Here is a 21,588-nt window from a genome sequence, read left to right as displayed (position 1 = left end):
ATGTTAGTACGAATTATTGGGGGACACGGTGGGGTCTCGCCAGGATTTAGAGCAACTAGTTATCTTATAGATGGAAAGCTTTTAATTGATGCTGGTTCAGTGGCCAGTGGTGTGCACATTAGCGAGCAAGTGAAGATTGACAATATTCTTATATCCCATTCCCATCTAGACCATATTTCTGACCTTGCCTTCTTGGCCGACAATTGTTTTGGTATGAGAGGAACGCCGTTTGAAGTGTGGACCAACGGTCCAATCAAGCACAATATCATGACCCATCTTTTCAATGATGCTATTTGGCCTGATTTTTCAAAGCTTCCAAGCCGAAAAAATCCCACAATGCGCTTTCATGAAATCAGACCTGAAGAAGTTTTCAAGCTAGGAGAGTATACGATTACTCCTGTACCAGTGAACCATCAAGAAGGGGCACTAGGTTTTATTATTGAAAAAGGTGATTGTGCTCTCGTTTTTACTCAAGACACTGGGCCCACAGAACGAATTTGGGAAGTGGCAAAAGAAAAGAAAAACCTTAAGGGAATCTTCACAGAGGTTTCTTTTCCTAATAATTTGATTCAGGTGGCCATAGATAGCCAGCACCATACCCCAAGTACTATGAGTGAAGAACTTAAGAAGATGCCTCCCATGGTCCCTATTTTTCTGGGGCATTTGAAGCCAAATTTCCAAGATTTACTCGTTAAAGAGATTCACGCCATTGGAACAGATCGTATTACGGTCCTAAGTTCTGACGATACGAGTTACATGTTCTAAAAAACGAGAAATTTCGCTAATCTTTTACTTGTCTAATCCCCTTGGATTAACCATGATAATCACTTAAAAAATGACTATCAAAGGGGCACGGCAATGACTTGGTTTAATAAAGTCCAAAACCCAAAATTAAAAAGCGTAAAAAAAGTAGCGACAAATACACCAACTGGTTTGTGGAAAAAATGCACGAACTGCAACGAAATCGTTCAAAGTGATAGATTAGAAGAAAGCGTTCAAGTGTGTCCTTATTGTGACCATCACTTTCGTTTAGATGCTGTAAGCAGAATTTCTCATCTTCTTGACGAAGGAACTTTTGTTTCACTTGGTGATAAATTAACAACAACAGATCCACTAAATTTTACAGATAAAAAACCATACTCTGATCGTCTTCAAGAGGCCTATGATAAAACAGGACTTGTAGATGGAACTTTCTGTGGTCTTGGTAAGATCAACGGTAAAGAAGTGGCCATCACTGTGATGAACTTCCAATTTATGGGTGGTTCAATGGGTGTTGTTACTGGTGAGAAAGTGGCCATGGCCATGGATGAAGCCTATAAGAGAAAAATTCCATGTATTGTTATTTCTTGTTCTGGTGGGGCCCGCATGCAAGAGGGGATTCTTTCTCTAATGCAAATGGGAAAAACAAGTGCTGCAAGACAACGTTTGAAAAATGCTGGTATCCCTTATATTTCAGTTTTAACTGATCCTACTACTGGTGGAGTTGCTGCAAGCTTTGCAATGCTAGGTGATGTGAATATCGCTGAACCTAAAGCGCTTATCGGTTTTGCGGGACCAAGAGTTATTGAACAATCAATTCGTCAAAAACTTCCTGATGGATTTCAGCGCTCAGAATTTCTGCTTGAGCATGGTTTCGTTGATCGCATAGTTCACCGTCATAAACTAAAAAGTGAACTGTCGTTTTTCATCGAAATGTTCGGTAATGAGTCTAAATCTAAGTAATATAATCAATCAAACATTCGATCACTCGCGTGAAGAAATACTCGTGACTGGGCTTATAGAAAAGCTTGGTCACGAGACTTTTAAACCGGGTCTTGATCGTTTGCAACCCTTCTTTTCTTGTTTTCAAGAAGACTTTAAGCAAAAGAAAATTGTGACTGTAGGTGGCACCAACGGTAAGGGTGAAACTTGTTATGTGCTCTACGATATGCTCACACGAGCGGGAAAAAAAGTCGCATTGTGGACTTCTCCTCACATATTATCAGTTCGCGAACGCTTTTTATTACCTGGCGGGCCTGTTAGTTACGATGAGCTTGAGCAAAGTTTTGTATGGGCCTTTGCCCATATTGGTGAAAACAAGCTGAGTTATTATGAGTTTTTGTTTCTCATTTTTTGTCGTTTGGCCCAAAAGGCCGATGTTGACATTATTCTCTTTGAAGTTGGTCTTGGCGGTCGCTTTGATGCTGTTAATATTTTTGATGCCAATGTTTGCGCCATTACTAGCATTTCTCGTGATCATGAAGAAATTCTTGGGCGTGGTCTAAAGAAAATACTTTTTGAGAAATTTGGAATTTCAAGAGCAAATAGGCCTCTCGTAACGGCCCTAGAATCGAGCACTCTTCGCAACTATTGTGGCGAATTGTCACGCGAGAAAAACGTCAATTGGATTGATCTTTTTGCAAATGGTAATCTCGTCATTCAAGATGATTATAGAAAACGTAATTTGACGCTTGCAAAGTATGTGGCCAATCTTGTCACAGGTGAGGATTTCTCCCTTGAAATTGAGGCCCAAATCCCAATGAAAGGGCGCTTTGAAAAGATGACAAGAGGGAATATTTCCTTTATCTTTGTAGGTGCACATAATTTGGACGGCATGAGAAAAATGAGAGATTTACTCTTAGCTAAAAATCCTGAATCGGATAGTGAGCTTCTCCTGTCATTTTCCAAAAGAAGTGATAAAGATATTGAAGATTGTTTGAATGTCTGGCGTGAGACATCTGTTTTTGAACAAATTCATGTTTCAACTTTTGAACACTTCAAATCAGCGAGCAAAGATCTGCAAAGAATCTGGGCCAAGAATCACTTCGAGAGCAAGATGCATTGGTGTGCTGATTGGAAGGAATACTTACTTGAAAAACCTCTTAAAAAGAGAACTAATATTTACGTGGCCGGATCTTACTACTTCATTGGTGAAGTTCAGCGTTTTATTCTTTCTCACTCTCACTTTTTCATTAAATAGCTTTGCCCGCGAATCTTTTGAAATTCAATTAGGAGAGAAAGTTCAAATTCTCTCGGATAAGGCCTATCGATCGGCCAAAAATGACCGCTTTGAAGCGGTGGGTAACGTTATTATTACTTACGGTCAAGATGCTCTTTATGGGGAGAGGGCCATTGTTGAATTTAAGGCCGGCAAGGCCACTGTCATCGGAAATGTTCGCTACGTCAGTGCCACAATGACCATGTATGGTTCGCGAATTGATTATGACTTTCGTGATAAAAAAATGGCCGTTCATAATGCAAGAGTACTATCTGATAATTACACTGTTCTCGGAAAGTATATTGCGAGAATCGATGAGAATAATATTGAAGGTACCGACGCAGAATATACAACTTGTCGTGACTGTCCAGAGTCATGGTCGATTCTAGGTAGTGATGTAAAGATTACTCTTGGAGAGTATATTCGTATCAAGGGTGCTTACATAAAAGTCAATGGCGTCATTGTTATGTATGTTCCTTATATTGTTTTACCAATAAAGAAAGAGCGTGAAACTGGACTTCTTTTTCCTTCCATAAGTTTCAATTACGAAGAGTCTGTGCTTTTTAAGCAGCCGTTTTTCTGGGCCATTAGTGAATCGAGCGATATGACAATTTCACCGGCCTTATATGGAAGAAGAGGTAAGGGGGGAGAGTTCCAATACCGCCAGGCGCTTGGTGAAAAATCATGGTTTGAACTAGACTCGCAGGGATCGTTTGACAATATTTGGCAACCGGGAAAGCTTACTTTTGATGAAACTAAGACGACTAAATTTCGTCATTTTTCTGAGTACGAACAGCATTTAAATCCTACAAACAATCTCACTCATCACCTATATGTAAGTGGAATGAGTGATCTTGATATGGTTCGCGATTACCAGAAATTCAATGAAAGCAAAATTCGCGGCAGTGATACCGGGATTGAAGGTTTCTTTGATTATAGACAAGATTTTTTTAATCTTGGCGTTGAGTCTTACTTCAGACGAAATCTCCTCTTTGAAAATCCTAAGGGATTTGATCACCGCTATGTTCAAGTTTTACCAAGAGTTAATTTTGATATTGGTCAACTAGAGCTTTTTTATTCTGATATCCCACTACTAAATCGCCTGACTTTTAGCATGAACTCTGATTTTTCCATGTTTAAGCAAAATCATTTAAGTGAAGGCAATTATATTAGAAATGCGAGACGTTTAAATGCTAAACCTCGTATCGATTGGCATATGGGGCATGTTGGTCCTTTTAAAATAGCCACTTCAGCGACTTATGATTACCAAGGGTATTACTTTCCTTATGAAAAACAAGGAGAGCGAACTTTCAGAAAAAGTGCTGTGCTTTTAGAATCTGAAATGAGTTTAGAATTGGAAAAAATCTATGGCGTGTCTTTTCGAGACAGCGTGAGTTATTCTGAAATTGATTTTAAGAAAAGTAAAACTCAATTGCCTCAAAAAGAAAGTGAAGACGTCACTGACGGAAATCTTATAGGTAAAATTCCAGTTATTCGTGCAGATTTTACTGAAGATCAAGTGGAAGTTATTAACAACGCTTACAGGCATACTCAAATTTTTAAGCTTAAGCACTATCAACTTGCCGATAAAGGAAATACTGGAAATCAAGATTTTCTAAATCAAATTCGTGCCGATGATGGGATTGGTCACTTTGATAGTATTGATTCTCTAAGAGAAGAAGAGTTTGAAAAGTCCCAGGCCACTTCTAAAACAGATATACCTCTTAGCAATACAATAGAGCTTCAATGGAATAATTCTCTTATTAAAAAAGTTCCTAATAAATTTAATCCTTTTGAAAATGAAAAATACTTGCGTGATAATTTTTCATACTCACGAATTGCTTATTTTAATATTTCTCAAGGTCTTGATTTAAATGCTCCAGAGGGGGCCAGTACGAGTCAGCGCTTAACAAGACTCCATCTTGCCACTGGTTTATCTCTTGGAAGTTTTGGATTTGCCGCTAATGAATATTATTTTCATGACAATCAAGAACACGTATTCAACTTCTCTGTTGGTCAAACGTTATCAATTTTTGGGTACGCGTTTTCTTTTAATTATGATTCAAATGCGAGACCGATCAATAAGTACATGAACTTAAATGCTTGGTTAAGACCAACGGATCTTTTCGAGTTTTCAATTGATCGTAAATACAATCTTGAAACAGAGAGCTTTGAGAAATCAACTTATGGTGTGATCTATTCTCCTAATAACAACTGTTGGAAAATGGAAGTGAGATACTCTACAGATGAAATTCAAAAAGATATCTCATTTAATTTTTTATTTAACTATAATTCAGGAAACTTTGTTTCCTTTCAAAAATAATGGTTACTATAATTGATTTCAATGACAGTTTTACTTTCAATATTGGTGCAATTCTTGCGTCCATGGGCATTGAACATAAAATCATTGCCCATACACAATTAGATCAACTAGAAGTCCAAAGCGGAGTTTATCTGCTAGGTCCAGGTCCTGGGCATCCCAATCAGTATCCAAAGGCCATTCAATTTATTAATGAGAATTTAGGTCGGGCCGATCTTTTTTTCATGGGCCTATGTCTTGGTCATCAGCTGTTGATGCTCGCAAATGGGGCCAAGATTGTTAAATGTAAATCACCAATTCATGGTCAAGTTGAAAAATTGAAAATACCGAATTGGTCGGGGATCTTTTCCAGAACTGTATTTGGAAAAAAGGCCTATGTGCAAAGATATAATTCATTATGTGTAAAATCAGTAGCTTCTCATATCAAAACTGTAAAAAATAGCAGTGGTGAAATTATGCTCGCCACGGCCCCTGGCCTTTATTCATGCCAGTTTCACCCTGAATCCGTGGGTACATCTTGCCCGAAAAGTTTTTTTTATGCGATAGAATATTTTTTGTATAATAAAAATGATGAAAAGGGTAATGAGGCTAGAAGGCCTTTACGATAAAAAAACTATTCAGCTACTACAGACAAAGGCCAATACGGCCTTAACGTTTGATTTTAGGCCAAGAAGTTTCAACTTCATTCAGCAATATCTTTTTTTAGATTTTATTACTGTTCTTAAAAATTCTACGCTTCCATTTTCTATCCAATACGAGAACGAACCTGATTTTATGATCAAAGATACTCTTCAAAAATTGGATGCAATTTACTCAGGGCCAGTAAGTTTAGAATTTTCAGATAATCAAAAATGTGAATACTATGAGCAATTTTCGAGGCCCTTTATTTGGCATTATAATGTTCAATGTAGTGATATCTCTGTTTTCAAATCACCGCTTTTAAAAGGTATCGTTTTAAATTATTCCGATATAGAAGACGCTCATAATAAAAATATTCTTACTTCCTTTGTTCAAAATTTTTACCGTTTGACCCATGATGTTTTATTAAAACGCAATGGGCAATTAATCTTAAAATTGGACTGGACATCAAATGTGATGCCTACACTTGCAGAGTATTTTGATTTTAATGTTATTTCTGTGCCAGTTAATTCAAATGTTGAAATTTGTTACAGAAATGTTGATCAAAATAAGTTGCAAAGTTCCCTTGAATCCTTAAAAAACTTTACAAATGCTCTTTAATTTGTGATCACTCATGCATTAAAAATGCGGAGTGATTATGAATATTTTATTGTGTAATGATGACGGCGTTTATGCTGAAGGGATTCAGGCCCTTTACGACGCCCTTAAAGATATCGCCAATGTTACAGTGGTGGCACCACTACAAGAAAGATCGACAACTGGACACACTCTCACACTTGATCAACCTCTTAGACTTGAAAAAGTAAAAGAGAACTTCTATGGCCTATCTGGCTACCCGGCCGATTGTGCTCTTATGGGTATTGCCCATGTCTTAAAAGAAAAGCCTGATCTTGTCATTTCTGGAATAAATCGCGGTGCCAATTTGGGACAAGATATTTATTATTCTGGAACTGTTGCCGCTGCTAGAGAAGCTGCCTTTAGGGGAATTGCTGCTATATCTGTGAGTACCGATATCGATTACTTTGCCCATCACAAAGACAATATCCATTATAAAAGCGCTGCCAATTTTGTGCGAGAGCTCGTATTGATGGGAATTCACAAATACATGGGTAAGTATGATCTCATTAATATCAACGTTCCCGATCTTCCTGAAAACGAGATTAAAGGCCATGAGATTACGGCCCTTGGATTTCGTTTTTACTCGGAAGAGATAAAAGAAAGACGAGATTTCAAAGATCGCCCGTACTTTTGGATTGGTGGCGTCTATAAAGGACATTGCCAAACAGACGGAAGTGACTGTAATGCCGTAGATAAGGGAAAAATCTCGATCACTCCACTCAACTTTTCTGTAAATCCGACCGAAGAAGTAGGTAAATTATCTGACTTAATTGATAAACTACTTAACTCAGGGTCTAAGGGAATTGAGAACACTTAAGCTAATTACAATTATTTTTTCTATTAGTCTGTTGGCCTCTTGTGCTCACATGAACAGTGGGCACCATATTCAACTTACTAATGAAGACAATTTAGAGAGTTTAAGCAAAGAGCTAAACGTTTCTCCCCTTAAGCTGCAAGAGTTTAACCCAGGTAAGACTTTCAAGGCCGGAGAATGGGTTTTTGTACCTCTAAAGCGTGGAATTATCGCCAATACTCGTGGCAATCGTTCACCAGCTTCTTTTGAAAGTGCTAATGAAGAAAATACAAATCTCTATTTAGCGAGTGGTCAATTCGTATGGCCAGTTCCTAGTTCAAAAAGAATCAGTTCAAATTTTGGTCATCGCTGGGGCCGTAAGCACGAAGGGATCGATATTGCTGCTCGTAAAGGGGCACATTTTGTATCCGCTGCAGATGGTGTGGTCGTTTACTCTGGTCGTGAGCTTGGTGGTTACGGGAATTTAACAGTTGTTGCACATGAAGATGGTTTTTTCACTGTCTATGGCCATGCTGATAAGAATTTAACTTACAAAGGTCAAAAGGTTTTCCAAGGACAAGTTATTGGTCACGTTGGAAGTACTGGTCGTTCGACAGGTAATCACCTGCATTTTGAAATCCGTCACAACAGCAAGGCGTTGAACCCTGCTGTTGCCTTGGGAAGAAATTAAGAATTATTTTGCTGGGCAACTTTTCTTAGAAGCTTTAGGTACATAAGGGCCGTATTTCTTGCGTCCTCTAAAGCAGTATGGGCAACTTGACCCATTCCTAGATATTTCATTAGTTCTGATCCAGACTCACACTCTGGTGGAATTGTTTTCATATCAATAAGACCATATGTGATACAAGTTAAATCAAGAACTCTGTGGTTGAAATGCTTTCTCATAAATTCCCAACCTAGATCGCGGTTAAGAAAGGGAAGATCGATGGCATTCATTGATTTACCAAAAAGAGTAATTCTCTTATTTTGAAAGTATTCTTTCATCATTGATGAGGTCAGATAGTTTTCAAGTTGTTCTTTGAATACTTCAAGAGTGACACCATCTTTATGGGCCTTTCTGATTAGCCCCTCATTGTGCTCTACAACCCATGGATCAAGATCATCTCTTAGGCTTTGGAATGATGGACATTGCACATAAAAGTGTTTTGACATTCCTTCTTCTAAAATTTTTGTGTGACTATCAAATGGAATACAAGCAAATTCGATAATAAGATCTTTTTCTCTAAGACCTGTGGCCTCGATGTCAAATGAGAGGTAGCGCATGATTATAACCTTTGTCTATTTTCTTTATTATCCCCAAAATATGGCCAAAAGAAAACACAATAATACAGAGGCTAAAGATAATCAAATTCTATGGTCGCACCAAAGAGATTGATGTAATCATAAAGGGCCAAAGAGCAGCTCAAGAGGCCAGATGCTGTTGTGCATTTTTTACAAATTCCAACTCCTGCACAAGAAGAGGCCACTGGAATGGAGTTTCGCAGTAAAAAGTCCATGAGGTTTAGCTCAAAATCATCACGTGTGATTTCGAGAGACTTAACTATTTTTCCTGAGGCCTTACCTTTTACAATGAACTGCATTTTAATTGATCGCGAGAGCGGAAATCTTTGAAGAGTCTGTTGTCATAAGAACCCCAGATATTTCCAATATTGTCAGTGTGGTAGATAGGCATATTGAGGCCCTGTAAGTATTCTAGTTCTTCAATTTTTGTTCTTTTGGTCTCAAGAACAAGCCTTTTAGGAGGAACAAGAATTAGAAATCGTGGAGCGGTAAGGGCCCTTTCGAGATCTTGTTCATTATGAACATTTGTCATTTTAACAATATGTTTATGAAGGAGTTGACCTGGGTCTGGGCCTTTGGAGGACATAAAAACATTGTTATTATTTGTATTGAAGCACAATCCACTTGGGGTCACTTTTTTAGAGCTATAGAAGAGAAAATCACTTCTGTCTGAGTCTAATTGCGGAGTGAAAGAGATTGTCGCATAAAGGGCCTTTTTTCCATCTTGTAGACCGATTTGGCCGCGAAAGACTCTTGTTGTGTCTGAGACCATGTAGATAGAGTTATCGTAAATATTGAGATCAAAGTTACATTTGTAATTATCCTTGTCCGTTTTGTAGTCAAAAAGATAATGTTGAACTTCTGGTTTTACTTTTTTTGATAAATACTTTGAGACTAATGAAGCCAGGTTAACTTTTGGAATGGTTTCATTTTCTTTAAGGATTTGTCCTGCTCTGAAATAATATTTTTTGTAACTCGGAATTTGATAGAGTTTATCTTTGTATTCTTGAAGAAAAGTTGAAAAACGATCAGATATGGAAATTCTGTCTGGAGCAGATTTTTCAACTAGTGTCGCTAGCGCATAGAGTGAACGGGACTTCTTATCATTTTTTAGAATGTCGTTTAATGTCCAGATAAGATTACTTTCACCATTATAGAAAGCGTGGCTTCTTTTATCGCCTTCAATTTCAAGAATTTGCATTTTAGCATCAGGTGAAAAAATATAGGGAGAGTAGAGCATTTCAGCAAGTACTAGAACGACAAAACTCTCAGTACTTGTTAGTTTATTTTTTAACTTTAATTTTGAGAGTAATTCATCACTTTCATTTGTTTGTGTGAGCAATTGGGATTTATGATTTTGGTCGCACATAAAGTCATTTTTGCTTTTTTCTTTTAAAACGATGTCTTCTTGTCCTTTGTCTGCTTCAACAATGAGAGCACATGAGGACAAAAAACTAAGAACAAGAATGGAAATTAAAAATTTAGTCATGAATTTGATAAAGTCCTTCAATAGTTTCACTTTCTTTTTGATCAAAATCGTTAAACACAGGTGGCCTTTGGTTTGGTCTTCTGTCGCGCACGAGCACAAGAACCCATAAACCAGATTGATCGACACCTGGATTTGATTGAGGCTTTATATCAACTAAGTCGTGACCTTGATTAATAAATTGAAAGAGGTTTTGATCAAACTCCGTTTCTCTATAGCCCGACTTGCGCATTGGTGGTGCAGGGATATAGTACGTAAAGCTGTGAAGTTTATAGGAATTAGGAAATAAAACGCGGTGTAATTTCCAGAGTAAATTGATCATCTTTTTAAAACCTTTTTTTAAAATTTTAATTGGCCAAATGACTTACGTCAATTCATGTCTGCCCCTATGGTGGAAAAAGTTTCCATGTGTTTTTTTTTGTGCAGGAAATTAATTTTGTGGCTATAATAAAACTGTGAACGACAGGAAGTTGTTGACGACAGGCAGGAAGCCGAAAGAAGGGAGCAATGCAGGGCTCCCTTTTTTATTTCTAGAAAAGCTCTTCTTTTGTTTTTGATTTATCCGCAAGCTCTAGCACTTCAAAACCATTACCAGACGGTCTGAACACACCTTGATCAGTAAAAACAAGACTGACAACACCAAAACCAGTTAGGGGCAAAGTACACTTTGGAACAAGTTTAGATTGTCCATCTTTGTTGAAGTGGTTCATCATCACATAGACCTGCTTGGCGCCGTGTACAAGGTCCATGGCACCGCCCATGCCTGTCAATTTCTTTCCAGGAATCATCCAATTGGCCAAAGAGCCTTCGCTATCAACTTCCATTCCTCCTAGGATGCAGTAGTCGATATGGCCACCGCGAATCATTCCAAAACTCAATGAACTATCAAAGAAAGAGGCCCCTTTTTGAATCGAGACTGTCTCTTTTCCTGCATTGATAAGTGTCGGGCTAACAGAGTCTTTTGTAGGTCTTCCTTTTACGCCTAAGACGCCATTTTCAGAATGAACCCATAAACCTTTATCTTCTGGAATTCTTTCGGCCACCATTGTTGGAAGACCGATACCTAAATTCACACTTGTGAAGTCATTGATATATTCAAGAACTTTGTCGGCAATTTGCTCGTTGGTCCAGCTCATATTAATCCTCTTGAACTTTTAAAAATTCGATGTCGTTTTTATAATTTGTTCCTTGATAAATTCTCTGAACAAATATGCCTGGAAGATGTATATCCTCAGCTGCAAGCTCGCCAACTTCTACAAGCTGCTCTACTTCAACGATTGTTGTCTTTGCGGCCATGGCCATGAGAGGGGAGAAGTTTCTCGCCGTTTCTTTGAACCAAAGATTTCCAAAAGTATCGCCTTTTTGCGCTTTGATGATTGCAAAGTCCGCATGTAAGGCCTCTTCAAGAATACAGGGTCTGTCGAAGTGTTTAACTTCTTTTCCGTCAGCAACTACAGTTCCATAACCGGTCGGTGTATAGAAGGCCCTAATACCCAAACCAGCGGCCCTAATTCGCTCTGAGAATGTCCCTTGGGGGACGAGTTCAATATCGATTTCTTTGTTCATAATTCTTGTTTCAAGATCAGGATTTCCTCCAACATATGAACAGTACGCCTTTTTAATTTTGTCTTGGATCAGAATTTTAACAAGTCCACGCCCTGAGTTTCCAATATTATTGGAAATAACAGTGAGGTCTTTGATATCCATTTTTGTAAGGGCATCGATACTATTTTCAGGAATTCCACACAGTCCAAAGCCACCACTCATGATGCTGGCCCCGTTGTGAATATCTTTAAGCGCTTCTGTTGCGTTTTTGTATACCTTTGAACTCATGTTCAATCTCCATAAGAAGTGATTCAAACTTTTTAAGCCCTAGCTCCAATTGTTTTGGTGACAAGATGTAGGCGGGGCAGAAAATAAATGAATTCCCAATTTGTGATACGAATATTTCTTTTTTTAGTAATTTAAAAAAGTAGTCGTCTTTTTCTTTTAACTCAACGGCAGCAAGAAGACCAACTTGTCTGACTTCTTTTACACATTGGAATTTAGCAAAGCTTTTCATATATTTTTTAAAGACAATTTCTAGGGCCTTTAAATGTTGCTTAAATTTTGGCCTTTCTAGGATTTGTAGGACTTTTTTTGTTGCAGCAAGACCTAGCGGGTGAGCGTAATTTGTTAGACCGAAGCTAAAAACTTCATGGTCAAAAGTCTTAGAAATTTTCTCACTAACCCAAACAGCACCAAACGGAATATGCCCACCTGTAATGGCCTTGGCCATGCAAACCATATCGGGTTTTATAGGGTAGTGGTGAAAACCAAAGTTTTTTCCTGTTCTTCCAAAACCACAAACGACTTCATCTAGAATAAGAAGTATTCCATATTCATCGCAAATTTTTTGGATACCTTGCCACCATTCTTTGCTGGCAATGATCACACCATTACCACCAGTGATTGTTTCGAGACAAAAGGCCGCAATTTTATCTGGACCAACTTTTTTGATAATGGCCCTGGTTTTTTCTATGGCATTAGGTTCACTGGGTTCAGGTATGCGAACTGTCCAATCTTTTGGAGTCGCATGGGCCTTATTGCGCCAATCTCCTGTCACAGAGAGAGCTCCAAGACTGGCCCCGTGATAAGAGCGCTCTCTGGCGAGAATAATTTTTTTCTTCGTTGTATAGCGGGCCAGTTTCAAAGCATTCTCTACAGATTCTGCCCCAGAGACCGTGTAGAGGATTTTTCCCGTTTTCTTTTTTAGATGTTCAAGAAGTTCGAATGAAACTTCGTCTTTTAAAGAGAACATTGCTTTTGGATTTGAAACGCTAAAGCGAACCGATTGCTTGGCGATGGCCTTGATAATTTCAGGGTTATTTGAGCCAAAGGCCGCGTGATAACTTATGGACGAGAGATCCATAATTTTTTTACCGTCTTTTAAAATAAAAGTCGCTCCATTTGCCTTTTCGTATTGGAAAAAATGATCGGAGTCTTGGGATTGCCAAGTAATAAAGAATGGACGATTTCCCATAGCGAACTCCTTAGCTTGGGAAGAGGAGCTAGAAAGTTAGCTCTCTTTCTTCGTAGTTATCATCATACACCTTGCAGCCGCGCCAAAAAAACAACCTTTTTGTCAAATGGTCGTAAACTCCACCTCCACAAGTCATGGATGGGTCTTGGGCCCCTGATGCAAAGTGCGAACAAATTGATTTTGGATGGCCATCATGATCCCCTAGGAGATTAATTAAATCTTCATAAGTCTCACATTGGCCAATCTTTTTTTCTAACAAAGAATATCGGTTAAATGTCGTTGAACTTTGAGCCGTTTTTTGTTCGATTAGTTTAAGTTCATCACCTAGGCAATGATTAGTATGAAATGTCTTGCCCAATGAAGAATCATTGGTTTTTCCAACCATGGCCTTTGCACTTGGGGCAATTTCCCAGTGCTCACTTTGCCCAACACTACTAATGAGATAGTTGTGACCTGAGGTTACAGGGGCGTTTACTAGTGTTTCTCTCATACTATTAAAGCATGGATGCTCAAGAGTGCGACGAACAAGTGCGGGCCATATGAGACCTGCACGAGCGTTTTCTGTATTAATATTATTAACGCCAATAAAAAGACCTGTATCACTGACCCCCATGAGACCTAAGCAACCAACAAGAGAGAGGACGTGCATTTTCGGTCCTTCTTTACTTGCTGGAATTTCGATGGTGCACAGATAATTCTTAGCACTTTGATGCATATCCCAAGTTTGTCCTGAGACTTGTTGGTTTTGTGAATGGAGGTGAATTGTTGAGCATCCTTCTTCTGGTAGCTCGATATCACGAAAATCGGTATAATTATTGAGGATTACTATATCAACGAGATCGACTTCGGCCCCTTGGGCAATCCCTTCAAGTTCTTGTGCTAGATGAGGAGCAAAGAGCTTAGTACAGTTAAATTGTTCCATAGCAAGCTCGGAGAGTTTTGATTTTAAAGAAGGGTTTTTCTTTAACATCAGATCTTTTCTTATGGCCGCAAGCTCAGCAATGGCCCCTTTGAAACTCTTTCCATGATGAAGGCCCCATTCTTTGAATGAGGCACCATCTTTATAGATTATATGAGGGAAATTTAAATCTGTCATAATGCTACTCTTTTAGCTCTTAATTAGTATTTTAAAAACTTCTTCATTTGTTCATAACTCGGACAAACGATAAAGTTCTCACCATTTTTTTCAAAAAGAGCTTGTGTCGTTAGAGGAATATGTCCTGTGAAATGCCCAACACCTGAGTCTATATCAATTTTTGAAATAGGGTAGTGATTTAAAAGCGCTCCAAGTTCATTTTGAAATTGTGTAACTGTTTTTTTGTACAAGGCCATATCATTTTCAATGGCCTCTTTTGCTTTAAGATAAGTTCCAAATGAGAATTCATCACCATCCCAAGTACTAATCACCATGAGAGGCTTATCGATGAAAAACTGCTCTTCCATTGCACACAGAGCGGCCTGTCCTCCCATGAAGATCATCACAGCATTTGGTCTAAGTTCTTCAATATTTGATACACTGTATGAGTCCATATCATAGCGGTATAGAGAAGATGCTGTTTCATTATAAACAACTGGAGTGTTGTATTTTTTTGCAATCATTAAAATTTCTCTGAGCGTATCTTTTGAGATCCTCTCCATTTTTTTACTTATAAGAGGCTCTAGCCATAAGGCCAAGAATTTTTCATTTTTTAGTGCCGTTTCAAGTTCCTTAAGTGAACGATCCTTATCAACAGTTGGACAGGTGATTTTCGTTACTGGAAAGAATTCATCTCCATACGATAATGAGCGTGAGACAAAACTTCCTTTCCCAAAATAATGACCATCAAAAGTGATATTTTTAAAACTCTTTTTGTTCTCATCTTGGTTAAACCAAATAGAGCGTGCGATTTTATCTACACATTCACTTTGCCCACTGGCCGTATAACTATGTCTAAGCTGTGCCGGTAAAGACGAAAGCATTTTAGTAATGAAATTTGAAAATCTTTTACTGATAAAATTTGAGAGGCAAATTTTATTAATCAAAGAAGGAAGTTGTTCTTTGCAGTAATTTACATCAAGATTGCCAAGTCCCATTGGGGCATTGATGGCGCTACTTAGAAAGTTCGTCGTTTTATTCCACTCTGTCGTAGAGTTATAGTAAAGGACATCTCTATATTGTTCGAAATCAGGGTAGTCCTCTCTCATGTAGTCTGTTAACACAGCACCGAGAGAAAGGTTTATAGAGAACATGGCCCTGGCCATATGGTCTCTGTTTCTTCCGTTGATTTTTTTAATATCTTTTTCAATACCATTTAAAAATAGATAGTTTTTAAGATATGTTCCTAGACCTTTTCCTTGCATATTGTTCGATGCCGTTGTGTCAAGCATATACAGGCAATTTTCATTTTCAAAGTTTGGATCTTTTCTAAGACCACGCTCAAGTGGATAGAGCTTCATTGGACCGGCAAAGGAGATGGCCAAAATCTTTCCCTCTTTTTCTAAAGCATAGGCCAATGAGTTTTTGTGAGTTACAGTTTTTTCGAACTTTTCAATTTCTGTTTGGCGTGCGGGCTCATAGACCTCTTTTTCAAGAGCGATAATTTTATCTTTGTATTGTGCAAAATTTGAAAGAGTTATTTCAGTCAAAGTAAATTGAGTTCTCTCTTCAATCCATTCCTTGGCCATCTTTACAAGCGTTGAAGCACTTTTGTCGGCGAGCTTTAAAAGTCTGGCCTCAATAAAGATTTCTTGCCAAAAATAAGTATCTTCAACTTTATTAGAAAACTCCGGAGCACACTCTAGTGGTGACACGTCTTCATTCTTAAAGACTCTTCTGGCAATCAAGTCCATGTGCTGAAATAAGAAGTCTATATCACTATCTCTATAGGCCGTATTTAATCTAAAGCGAAGCGTTTCATCACCCGCCGGATAATAGAGAAGACCAAATTCAAATCTGTGTTTAATAAATTCATTTACATTGGCCTTGTCTTTTAAATCGAATCCAAAGGCCATTCCATGAACTCTCGGATTTGTGACATAGTCAGCGTGCTTGCGACAAAAATCATAGAGTTTTTTCTCTGTTCTTTTTTCAAGATCAACAATATCATCGCTCAATTGATCCATCATGAGGGCATGGATGTATCCGCGATATATACTTGCAACTGAAACTTCTTGGTTTTCGATTCCATCAATTGGAGAGAGGACAATTCCAGTTTGTGCTTTTTTTGCACATGTTACATAGTCGGGTAGAATTTCTTCTCCTTTCGAGTTTTGAAGTTGAAATTCTTTGTGCCAGAAAAATTCACGACCTAAGTGAAAACCTGTTTGAACTTCATCAAAAATAATGGCCACACCGTAAGATTTACATAAAACTGTTAAAGCTTGAAAGAAGCGGTTCGTAGCATAACGATCTCCGCCTTCACATTGCATTGGTTCAATGATAACGGCGAAGATCTCGCCATTTTTAATGTGGTCACGAACATATGTTAGTGAATCAATTTCTTTTTGAACAAGTTCATCATTACTTTTTGGGGCCGTGAAACTTCTCGATACGGCATTTTCCCAAGTTTTAAGCCATTCTTTATCGGCCTTAATAAGTGCCTGACCTGATTTATCTTCTGGAAAAGGAGCATAGATTGATTCAAAACCAGGCCATTCGAATGGCGCTCTTTTTGATTGATTCCAAGTGCTCATCAGGGCAACCATCATACGGCCATGAAAAGAGCCTTCAAAGCACAGGACTTTTTTGGCATTTTTATTGGCCCTATTTTTATAAGCAAGTCCTAGTGCCACTTCATTTGATTCAGCTCCTGAATTTGTGAAGCTCATGTGAACATTATTCCAACCTAATTTTCTTTGAAAAAAGTCGTTGAGTGATTTTTTTAGATTCAGAAAATTTTGTGTATGCTGTTCATTTGTCCAGCATTCTTCTAAATGATTTGTACCAAAGAAAGAAGAAGGATTGAAACCAAGACCGAGAGTTGCAATTTGTGAGGCTGCATCCATAAAGTAATGGGGACTTCCATCACTTGTTTCTACAGCAAAATAAGGACCACGACCATTTTTCAAATCTGTAAGATATTCTTTCTTTTCGGCCGGGGCCTTTTTATTGTCGTAGAGTTTATCTAATTCTTTTTTTGCAAAAATTTCATCGTTCTTGTTAATTAGTTTCATTAGCTTCTCGCATTCTTTGTAATGATTTGAGTTAAGTAATCTTTGAATTTATGACCATTGTGTTCCATCATTTTTGGAAACATCGAAATGGGAGTCATTCCTGGGAATGTATTAATTTCGTTAAGATAAATCTTGCCATCATCAGTTAAGAAGAAATCAATTCTCGACAAGTGCTTAAGCTTCAGTCCTGTAAAGGCCTTGCGTGCAAAGTTTTGCATAACTTTAACTTGATCGCTTGTAAGATTTGGCGCGACAACTTCAGTTGTTGTATGTGAGGCATTAGAATATTTTTCTTCATAAGTGTAGAACTTTGATGGACAACTAATCTCACCAGGAATTGTGACATGGATTTTGCCATCATATTCATAAGCGGCGATTTCTAGCTCTCTCGCATTTACTGTTACTTCCATTAGAACTTGTTCTGAAAGTTTAAAAGCATTATCTAAATGCTGTTCAATTTCGCTCTTCTCTTTTACAAGATAGCATCCAACGCTTGAACCTTGACGAGCGGCCTTGATGAAGCCACTTTTATTTTTGTCGTAAAAATCCTGCGCCTTTTTAACTGATTCCGCGCTATTTTCACTTAGGAAAATATAAGGTGTATTATTGATTTCTAGAGCATTAAACCAAAGTTTGGTTGTAATCTTATTAAAACAAATTTGACTTGCTTCTGGGCCACAACCCAGATAGGGAAGTCCCATCATTTCAAAAACGGCTTGAATTTCACCTGTTTCTCCAGGAGGCCCATGAATGCAAGGAACTGCAAAGTGAAGCCTTTCACTCTTGCCACTTTCCTTCCAGACAATTTCTCCCGCACGACGAAGTTCTACTTCAAGACCATCGCGATCTATGCGGACACCATCTTTTTGAATAGTGACATGAAAGATATTAAAGTCTGGATTCGATTTGAGATTTTCGTAGATATATTCGGCAGAGATGAGGGAAATTTCGTGTTCTGTGCTTCCCCCGCCACAGATGAGGAGAATATTTTTTTTCATGACACTTATCCTTGTATCAAAAAAGGGGCAACCTATGGTTGCCCCATTATATCATTTAATTTCTTAGTTTCTTAGGTACTTTATCGGCATCTAGTTCAGCAAAAAGAGAGAAAAGTTCATCGTTAGTTAAAGTTTTTGATCCTTTTTCTCCGTAACCACGAAGACTGACTGAATTTGTCTCCATTTCGCGATCTCCGATAACGATCATATAAGGAACCTTCGCCTTTTGAATTTGGCGAGTTTTGTAACCCATTGATTCATTTCTATCGTCAACTTTTACGCGCAGACCTTTGTTATTCAGTGTGCGAGCGAGTTCATTTGCATAAGCAAGATGAATATCATTGTTAACTGGTACGATAATGGCCTGTTCAGGGGCCAACCAGAATGGGAATGCTCCTGCAACGTGCTCAAGGTAAACACCGAAGAATCTTTCAAGAGATCCAAGTAGGGCACGGTGAAGAACTACAGGTCTTTCGTCGGCACCTTCTTTATTTGTGAAAGTAAGATCAAATCTCTCTGGAAGTTGGAAATCTAGTTGGATTGTTCCAAGTTGGAAGTATCTTCCAAGGGCATCGGCGATTTCTACGTCAATTTTTGGACCGTAAAATGCACCATCTCCTTCTTTTACAAAATATTCATATCCTGAACTTTCTAGAGCTTGCTTAAGGGCATTTTCAGCTTTATCCCAAGTCGCATCGTCTCCCGCTTTTTCTTCTGGACGAGTTGAAAGATTAACTTTGATACCTTGGAAGCCGAAGTGTTCGTAACAAGTGAAGAACATCTCCATTAAGCTTTGAATTTCCCCTTGAATTTCATCAAGAGCAATAAAGATGTGGGCATCATCTTGGCAGAAAGTTCTAACACGAGTTAGACCTGCGACAGCACCAGCTTTTTCATAACGGTGAAGACGTCCAAAGTCTGCATATCTTAGAGGTAGGTCGCGGTAGCTGTACTTGTAATGCTTGAACATAAGCATGTGACATGGACAGTTCATTGGCTTCACTGCGTATTCTCTTTCATCAATGCTAGAGAAGTACATATTTTCTTTGTAGTGAGCGTAGTGTCCTGAAGTATGCCATAGTTCACTGTCCAGAACTTGCGGCGTAATAACTTCTGAGTATCCAAACTTTCTGTAAATTCTTCTCATGAACTCGATAAGTTCATTATAAACGAAAGCACCTTTTGGCATAAAAAATGGTGACCCTGGAGCAATCATTGGTTCAAAGTGAAAAAGCTCTAACTCTTTACCAAGTTTTCTGTGGTCGCGTTTTTTAGCTTCTTCAAGATCACTCAAGTATTTTTTTAGATCTTTCTTATCTAGAAAGCTTGCAGCGTAAATTCTTTGAAGCATTTTATTTTTTTCATTACCACGCCAGTAAGCACCGGCAATGTTAAGAAGCTTAAAACTTGTAGAAAGTTGTTTTGTACTCTCAACGTGTGGTCCACGGCACAGGTCGATAAACTCACCTTGTTGGTAGCAAGAAATTTCTTCAGTAGCGGGAATATCTTTAATAAGTTCTACTTTTAAAGTTTGTCCCATATCTGCGAAAAATTTTACGGCCTCATCACGAGACATTACTTTTCTTTCTATCTTCAGATCTTCTTTAATGATCTGTTGCATGGTCTCTTCAATTTTAACGAGGTCTTCATCGGTAAGCTTGTGGTCCATGTCTACATCATAGTAAAAGCCGTAATCGATTACGGGTCCAACACCAAATTGCACATGAGCATCAGGGTAGAGCCTGTTGATAGCTTGGGCCATAAGGTGGGCCGACGAGTGTCTAATAGTATCGAGGTCAAATTTTGCCATTTGTTTGTGCTCCGAGTCTAAGTCGCTAAAAATACTCTAAATTTATATCTTCACACAATAGCAATGCGTACCTATTAAATCAACGAGTTGAACATAATTTTTACATATTTATGAATAGATTTTGACTATCAGCGTGAAAATGTGGTAAGTATTCGCATCTTTGGGAAACATAGATGGGAATTTTGACAAGGGAACTCTATGCACGAAACCAGCAGCATAAACACTGAAGCGACTATTGGAACACTGGCTTTTTTAGCGAACAAAGAAAGCTTAATACCGCCTCAGGAAGCAGTTAACGATTTAGAAGTAGGTCGATCTTACTACCAATTGGGTAAGATTTATTACGATAAGGCCGACTTAACAAACGCAGAAGTGAATTTTATCAAGGCCTTAAGTCTTGCGACTGAGCCTCGTGATACATATTCAATGTTCAAAATTTACGGGTTTTTGATTCGTATTGCTTCTGAAAAATTAGAAAATCACAAAGCGAAAACATATATTCAGCAAGCTGAAATTCTTGTTGAAAACCTTGCGACTGTTCTGGGAAGTCTGCATGCAGAATACTTCTACAACGTAGGGATCGTAAAAAATTATAGCGGTGACTTTATTACTGCTAGAGAAAATTACGAATTAGCTTGTAAAAAGGCCCGTGAAGAAAATGAGCCAGATTTACTAGCTAAATGTTTACTTGCGCTCGCGCAAAATGCCTTTCACAGAAATTCATTAAATGAATCTCTCGTTTATCTTAAACAACTAAGTGATCTTTTAGAGATTGTTGATAAATCATACCTTCGTGGTGCTATGTACAACCTTTTTGCAAAAGTTTTTGTTGAAATTGGTGATAGCAATAAGGCCCTTGATTACTTAACTCTTGCTAATAATACCCTTCAAGATAAGAAGTGTTGGAACCTTCACGGTTATATTCTTCTTCTTAAAGGTAAGGCCTATAAGCTTTCTGGAGACTTCTCTCGTGCGCTACTATATTTTGAGCTATCAAAAGAGGTTAATGATCCAAAAGTATTTAAGCGTTTAGAACAACTTATTCTTTCTGAAATTGAAGATGTAAATGATGCCAGTGTTGATCTTTATCTTGATAAGACAAATCGTCTAATTAAAGAGAGACATCTTGGAATCATTGACTTCAAGCACCGTTTTGTTCTTCTTGAGATTTTATTTCTTCTTTCAAAAAATGCTGGAACCTATTATGATAAAGAACAGTTGGCAAAAGCTATTTGGAAAGATGAATACAATCCTCTTATTCATGACAAATTGATCTATACAAGTGTGTCACGTCTAAGAAAGTTGATTGAGCCTAAAGGTGAAACTGATGACAAGAGAAAGTATATTATCCGTGGAAAAGACGGTTATACTTTTAATCCACTTGTGAAGATCAGATTCCACATGGAAGCAAAATCTCATCCAGAAGCACCGATTGCCAACGTTGATTTAGCTTCACCAGTTTAATCACAAG

The 21,588-nt window shown here is 38.1% G+C and carries 20 protein-coding genes; 9 read left to right on the top strand and 11 right to left on the bottom strand.

The window, feature by feature from the left end:
* The 8 genes from M899_RS04125 (at position 1) to M899_RS17470 (ending at position 8,038) form a co-directional block, all read left to right on the top strand.
* Positions 1 to 765 carry a 3',5'-cyclic-nucleotide phosphodiesterase gene (locus tag M899_RS04125; protein WP_021270162.1) on the top strand — a complete coding sequence of 255 codons (765 nt, stop codon included), beginning with the start codon at positions 1 to 3 and terminating at the stop codon, positions 763 to 765.
* 93 nt (positions 766 to 858) lie between these two features.
* Positions 859 to 1,722 (top strand): acetyl-CoA carboxylase, carboxyltransferase subunit beta, encoded by an 864-nt coding sequence (gene accD, locus M899_RS04120; RefSeq protein ID WP_021270037.1) that lies wholly within the window; start codon positions 859 to 861, stop codon positions 1,720 to 1,722.
* Complete coding sequence (locus M899_RS04115) at positions 1,703 to 2,959, top strand: bifunctional folylpolyglutamate synthase/dihydrofolate synthase (protein WP_034727717.1); 1,257 nt, start codon at positions 1,703 to 1,705, stop codon at positions 2,957 to 2,959. The genes accD and M899_RS04115 overlap by 20 nt, the downstream gene beginning before the upstream one ends.
* Positions 2,910 to 5,300 carry an LPS-assembly protein LptD gene (locus tag M899_RS04110; RefSeq protein WP_021269995.1) on the top strand — a complete coding sequence of 797 codons (2,391 nt, stop codon included), beginning with the start codon at positions 2,910 to 2,912 and terminating at the stop codon, positions 5,298 to 5,300. Before M899_RS04115 ends, M899_RS04110 begins: the two co-directional genes overlap by 50 nt.
* Positions 5,300 to 5,905, top strand: a complete 606-nt coding sequence (locus M899_RS04105) for an aminodeoxychorismate/anthranilate synthase component II (RefSeq protein ID WP_021270143.1) — start codon at positions 5,300 to 5,302, stop codon at positions 5,903 to 5,905. The genes M899_RS04110 and M899_RS04105 overlap by 1 nt, the downstream gene beginning before the upstream one ends.
* A complete protein-coding gene (locus M899_RS04100; RefSeq protein ID WP_155897078.1) occupies positions 5,868 to 6,536 on the top strand; it encodes a hypothetical protein in 669 nt (222 codons plus the stop codon). Before M899_RS04105 ends, M899_RS04100 begins: the two co-directional genes overlap by 38 nt.
* Positions 6,537 to 6,573: 37 nt before the next feature.
* Positions 6,574 to 7,371: a 5'/3'-nucleotidase SurE gene (gene surE / locus M899_RS04095; RefSeq protein ID WP_021270080.1), complete on the top strand. Its 798-nt coding sequence runs from the start codon at positions 6,574 to 6,576 to the stop codon at positions 7,369 to 7,371.
* Complete coding sequence (locus M899_RS17470; protein WP_052610305.1) at positions 7,358 to 8,038, top strand: M23 family metallopeptidase; 681 nt, start codon at positions 7,358 to 7,360, stop codon at positions 8,036 to 8,038. The genes surE and M899_RS17470 overlap by 14 nt, the downstream gene beginning before the upstream one ends.
* On the opposite strand, the gene M899_RS04085 is transcribed toward M899_RS17470, so the two are convergent.
* The 11 genes from M899_RS04085 to thrS form a co-directional block, all read right to left on the bottom strand.
* Positions 8,035 to 8,631: an exonuclease domain-containing protein gene (locus tag M899_RS04085; protein ID WP_021270124.1), complete on the bottom strand. Its 597-nt coding sequence runs from the start codon at positions 8,629 to 8,631 to the stop codon at positions 8,035 to 8,037. The genes M899_RS17470 and M899_RS04085 overlap by 4 nt on opposite strands.
* A gap of 71 nt (positions 8,632 to 8,702) precedes the next feature.
* On the bottom strand, positions 8,703 to 8,948 hold the full coding sequence (locus tag M899_RS04080; protein ID WP_021270082.1) for a hypothetical protein: 246 nt from the start codon (positions 8,946 to 8,948) through the stop codon (positions 8,703 to 8,705).
* Entirely contained in the window at positions 8,933 to 10,138 is a 1,206-nt protein-coding gene (locus M899_RS04075; RefSeq protein ID WP_021269952.1) for a hypothetical protein, read from the bottom strand. The genes M899_RS04080 and M899_RS04075 overlap by 16 nt, the downstream gene beginning before the upstream one ends.
* Positions 10,131 to 10,457 (bottom strand): hypothetical protein, encoded by a 327-nt coding sequence (locus M899_RS04070; RefSeq protein WP_034727714.1) that lies wholly within the window; start codon positions 10,455 to 10,457, stop codon positions 10,131 to 10,133. Before M899_RS04070 ends, M899_RS04075 begins: the two co-directional genes overlap by 8 nt.
* A 208-nt stretch (positions 10,458 to 10,665) precedes the next feature.
* Complete coding sequence (locus M899_RS04065; RefSeq protein ID WP_021270011.1) at positions 10,666 to 11,271, bottom strand: 3-oxoacid CoA-transferase subunit B; 606 nt, start codon at positions 11,269 to 11,271, stop codon at positions 10,666 to 10,668.
* 1 nt (position 11,272) lies between these two features.
* Positions 11,273 to 11,968: a CoA transferase subunit A gene (locus tag M899_RS04060; protein ID WP_021269974.1), complete on the bottom strand. Its 696-nt coding sequence runs from the start codon at positions 11,966 to 11,968 to the stop codon at positions 11,273 to 11,275.
* Positions 11,928 to 13,157, bottom strand: a complete 1,230-nt coding sequence (locus M899_RS17465) for an aminotransferase family protein (protein ID WP_021269991.1) — start codon at positions 13,155 to 13,157, stop codon at positions 11,928 to 11,930. The genes M899_RS04060 and M899_RS17465 overlap by 41 nt, the downstream gene beginning before the upstream one ends.
* Positions 13,158 to 13,185: 28 nt before the next feature.
* Positions 13,186 to 14,253: an acyl-CoA--6-aminopenicillanic acid acyltransferase gene (locus M899_RS04050; protein WP_021269997.1), complete on the bottom strand. Its 1,068-nt coding sequence runs from the start codon at positions 14,251 to 14,253 to the stop codon at positions 13,186 to 13,188.
* A 23-nt stretch (positions 14,254 to 14,276) separates the two neighbouring features.
* Positions 14,277 to 17,309: an aminotransferase class III-fold pyridoxal phosphate-dependent enzyme gene (locus M899_RS04045; RefSeq protein ID WP_021270120.1), complete on the bottom strand. Its 3,033-nt coding sequence runs from the start codon at positions 17,307 to 17,309 to the stop codon at positions 14,277 to 14,279.
* Complete coding sequence (locus M899_RS04040) at positions 17,309 to 18,307, bottom strand: D-alanine--D-alanine ligase (RefSeq protein ID WP_021270035.1); 999 nt, start codon at positions 18,305 to 18,307, stop codon at positions 17,309 to 17,311. Before M899_RS04040 ends, M899_RS04045 begins: the two co-directional genes overlap by 1 nt.
* A 55-nt stretch (positions 18,308 to 18,362) precedes the next feature.
* Positions 18,363 to 20,117: a threonine--tRNA ligase gene (thrS, locus tag M899_RS04035; RefSeq protein WP_021270110.1), complete on the bottom strand. Its 1,755-nt coding sequence runs from the start codon at positions 20,115 to 20,117 to the stop codon at positions 18,363 to 18,365.
* A gap of 198 nt (positions 20,118 to 20,315) precedes the next feature.
* Here thrS and M899_RS04030 point away from each other — a divergent pair, with 198 nt between their 5' ends.
* Positions 20,316 to 21,581 (top strand): winged helix-turn-helix domain-containing protein, encoded by a 1,266-nt coding sequence (locus tag M899_RS04030; protein ID WP_021269975.1) that lies wholly within the window; start codon positions 20,316 to 20,318, stop codon positions 21,579 to 21,581.
* Positions 21,582 to 21,588 lie beyond the last annotated feature (7 nt).

This window comes from Bacteriovorax sp. BSW11_IV (assembly GCF_000447755.1).
Taxonomy (GTDB): Bacteria; Bdellovibrionota; Bacteriovoracia; order Bacteriovoracales; family Bacteriovoracaceae; genus BSW11-IV.
Note: the sequence above shows the minus strand (reverse complement) of the source record. Positions and strands in the feature narration are given on the sequence as shown.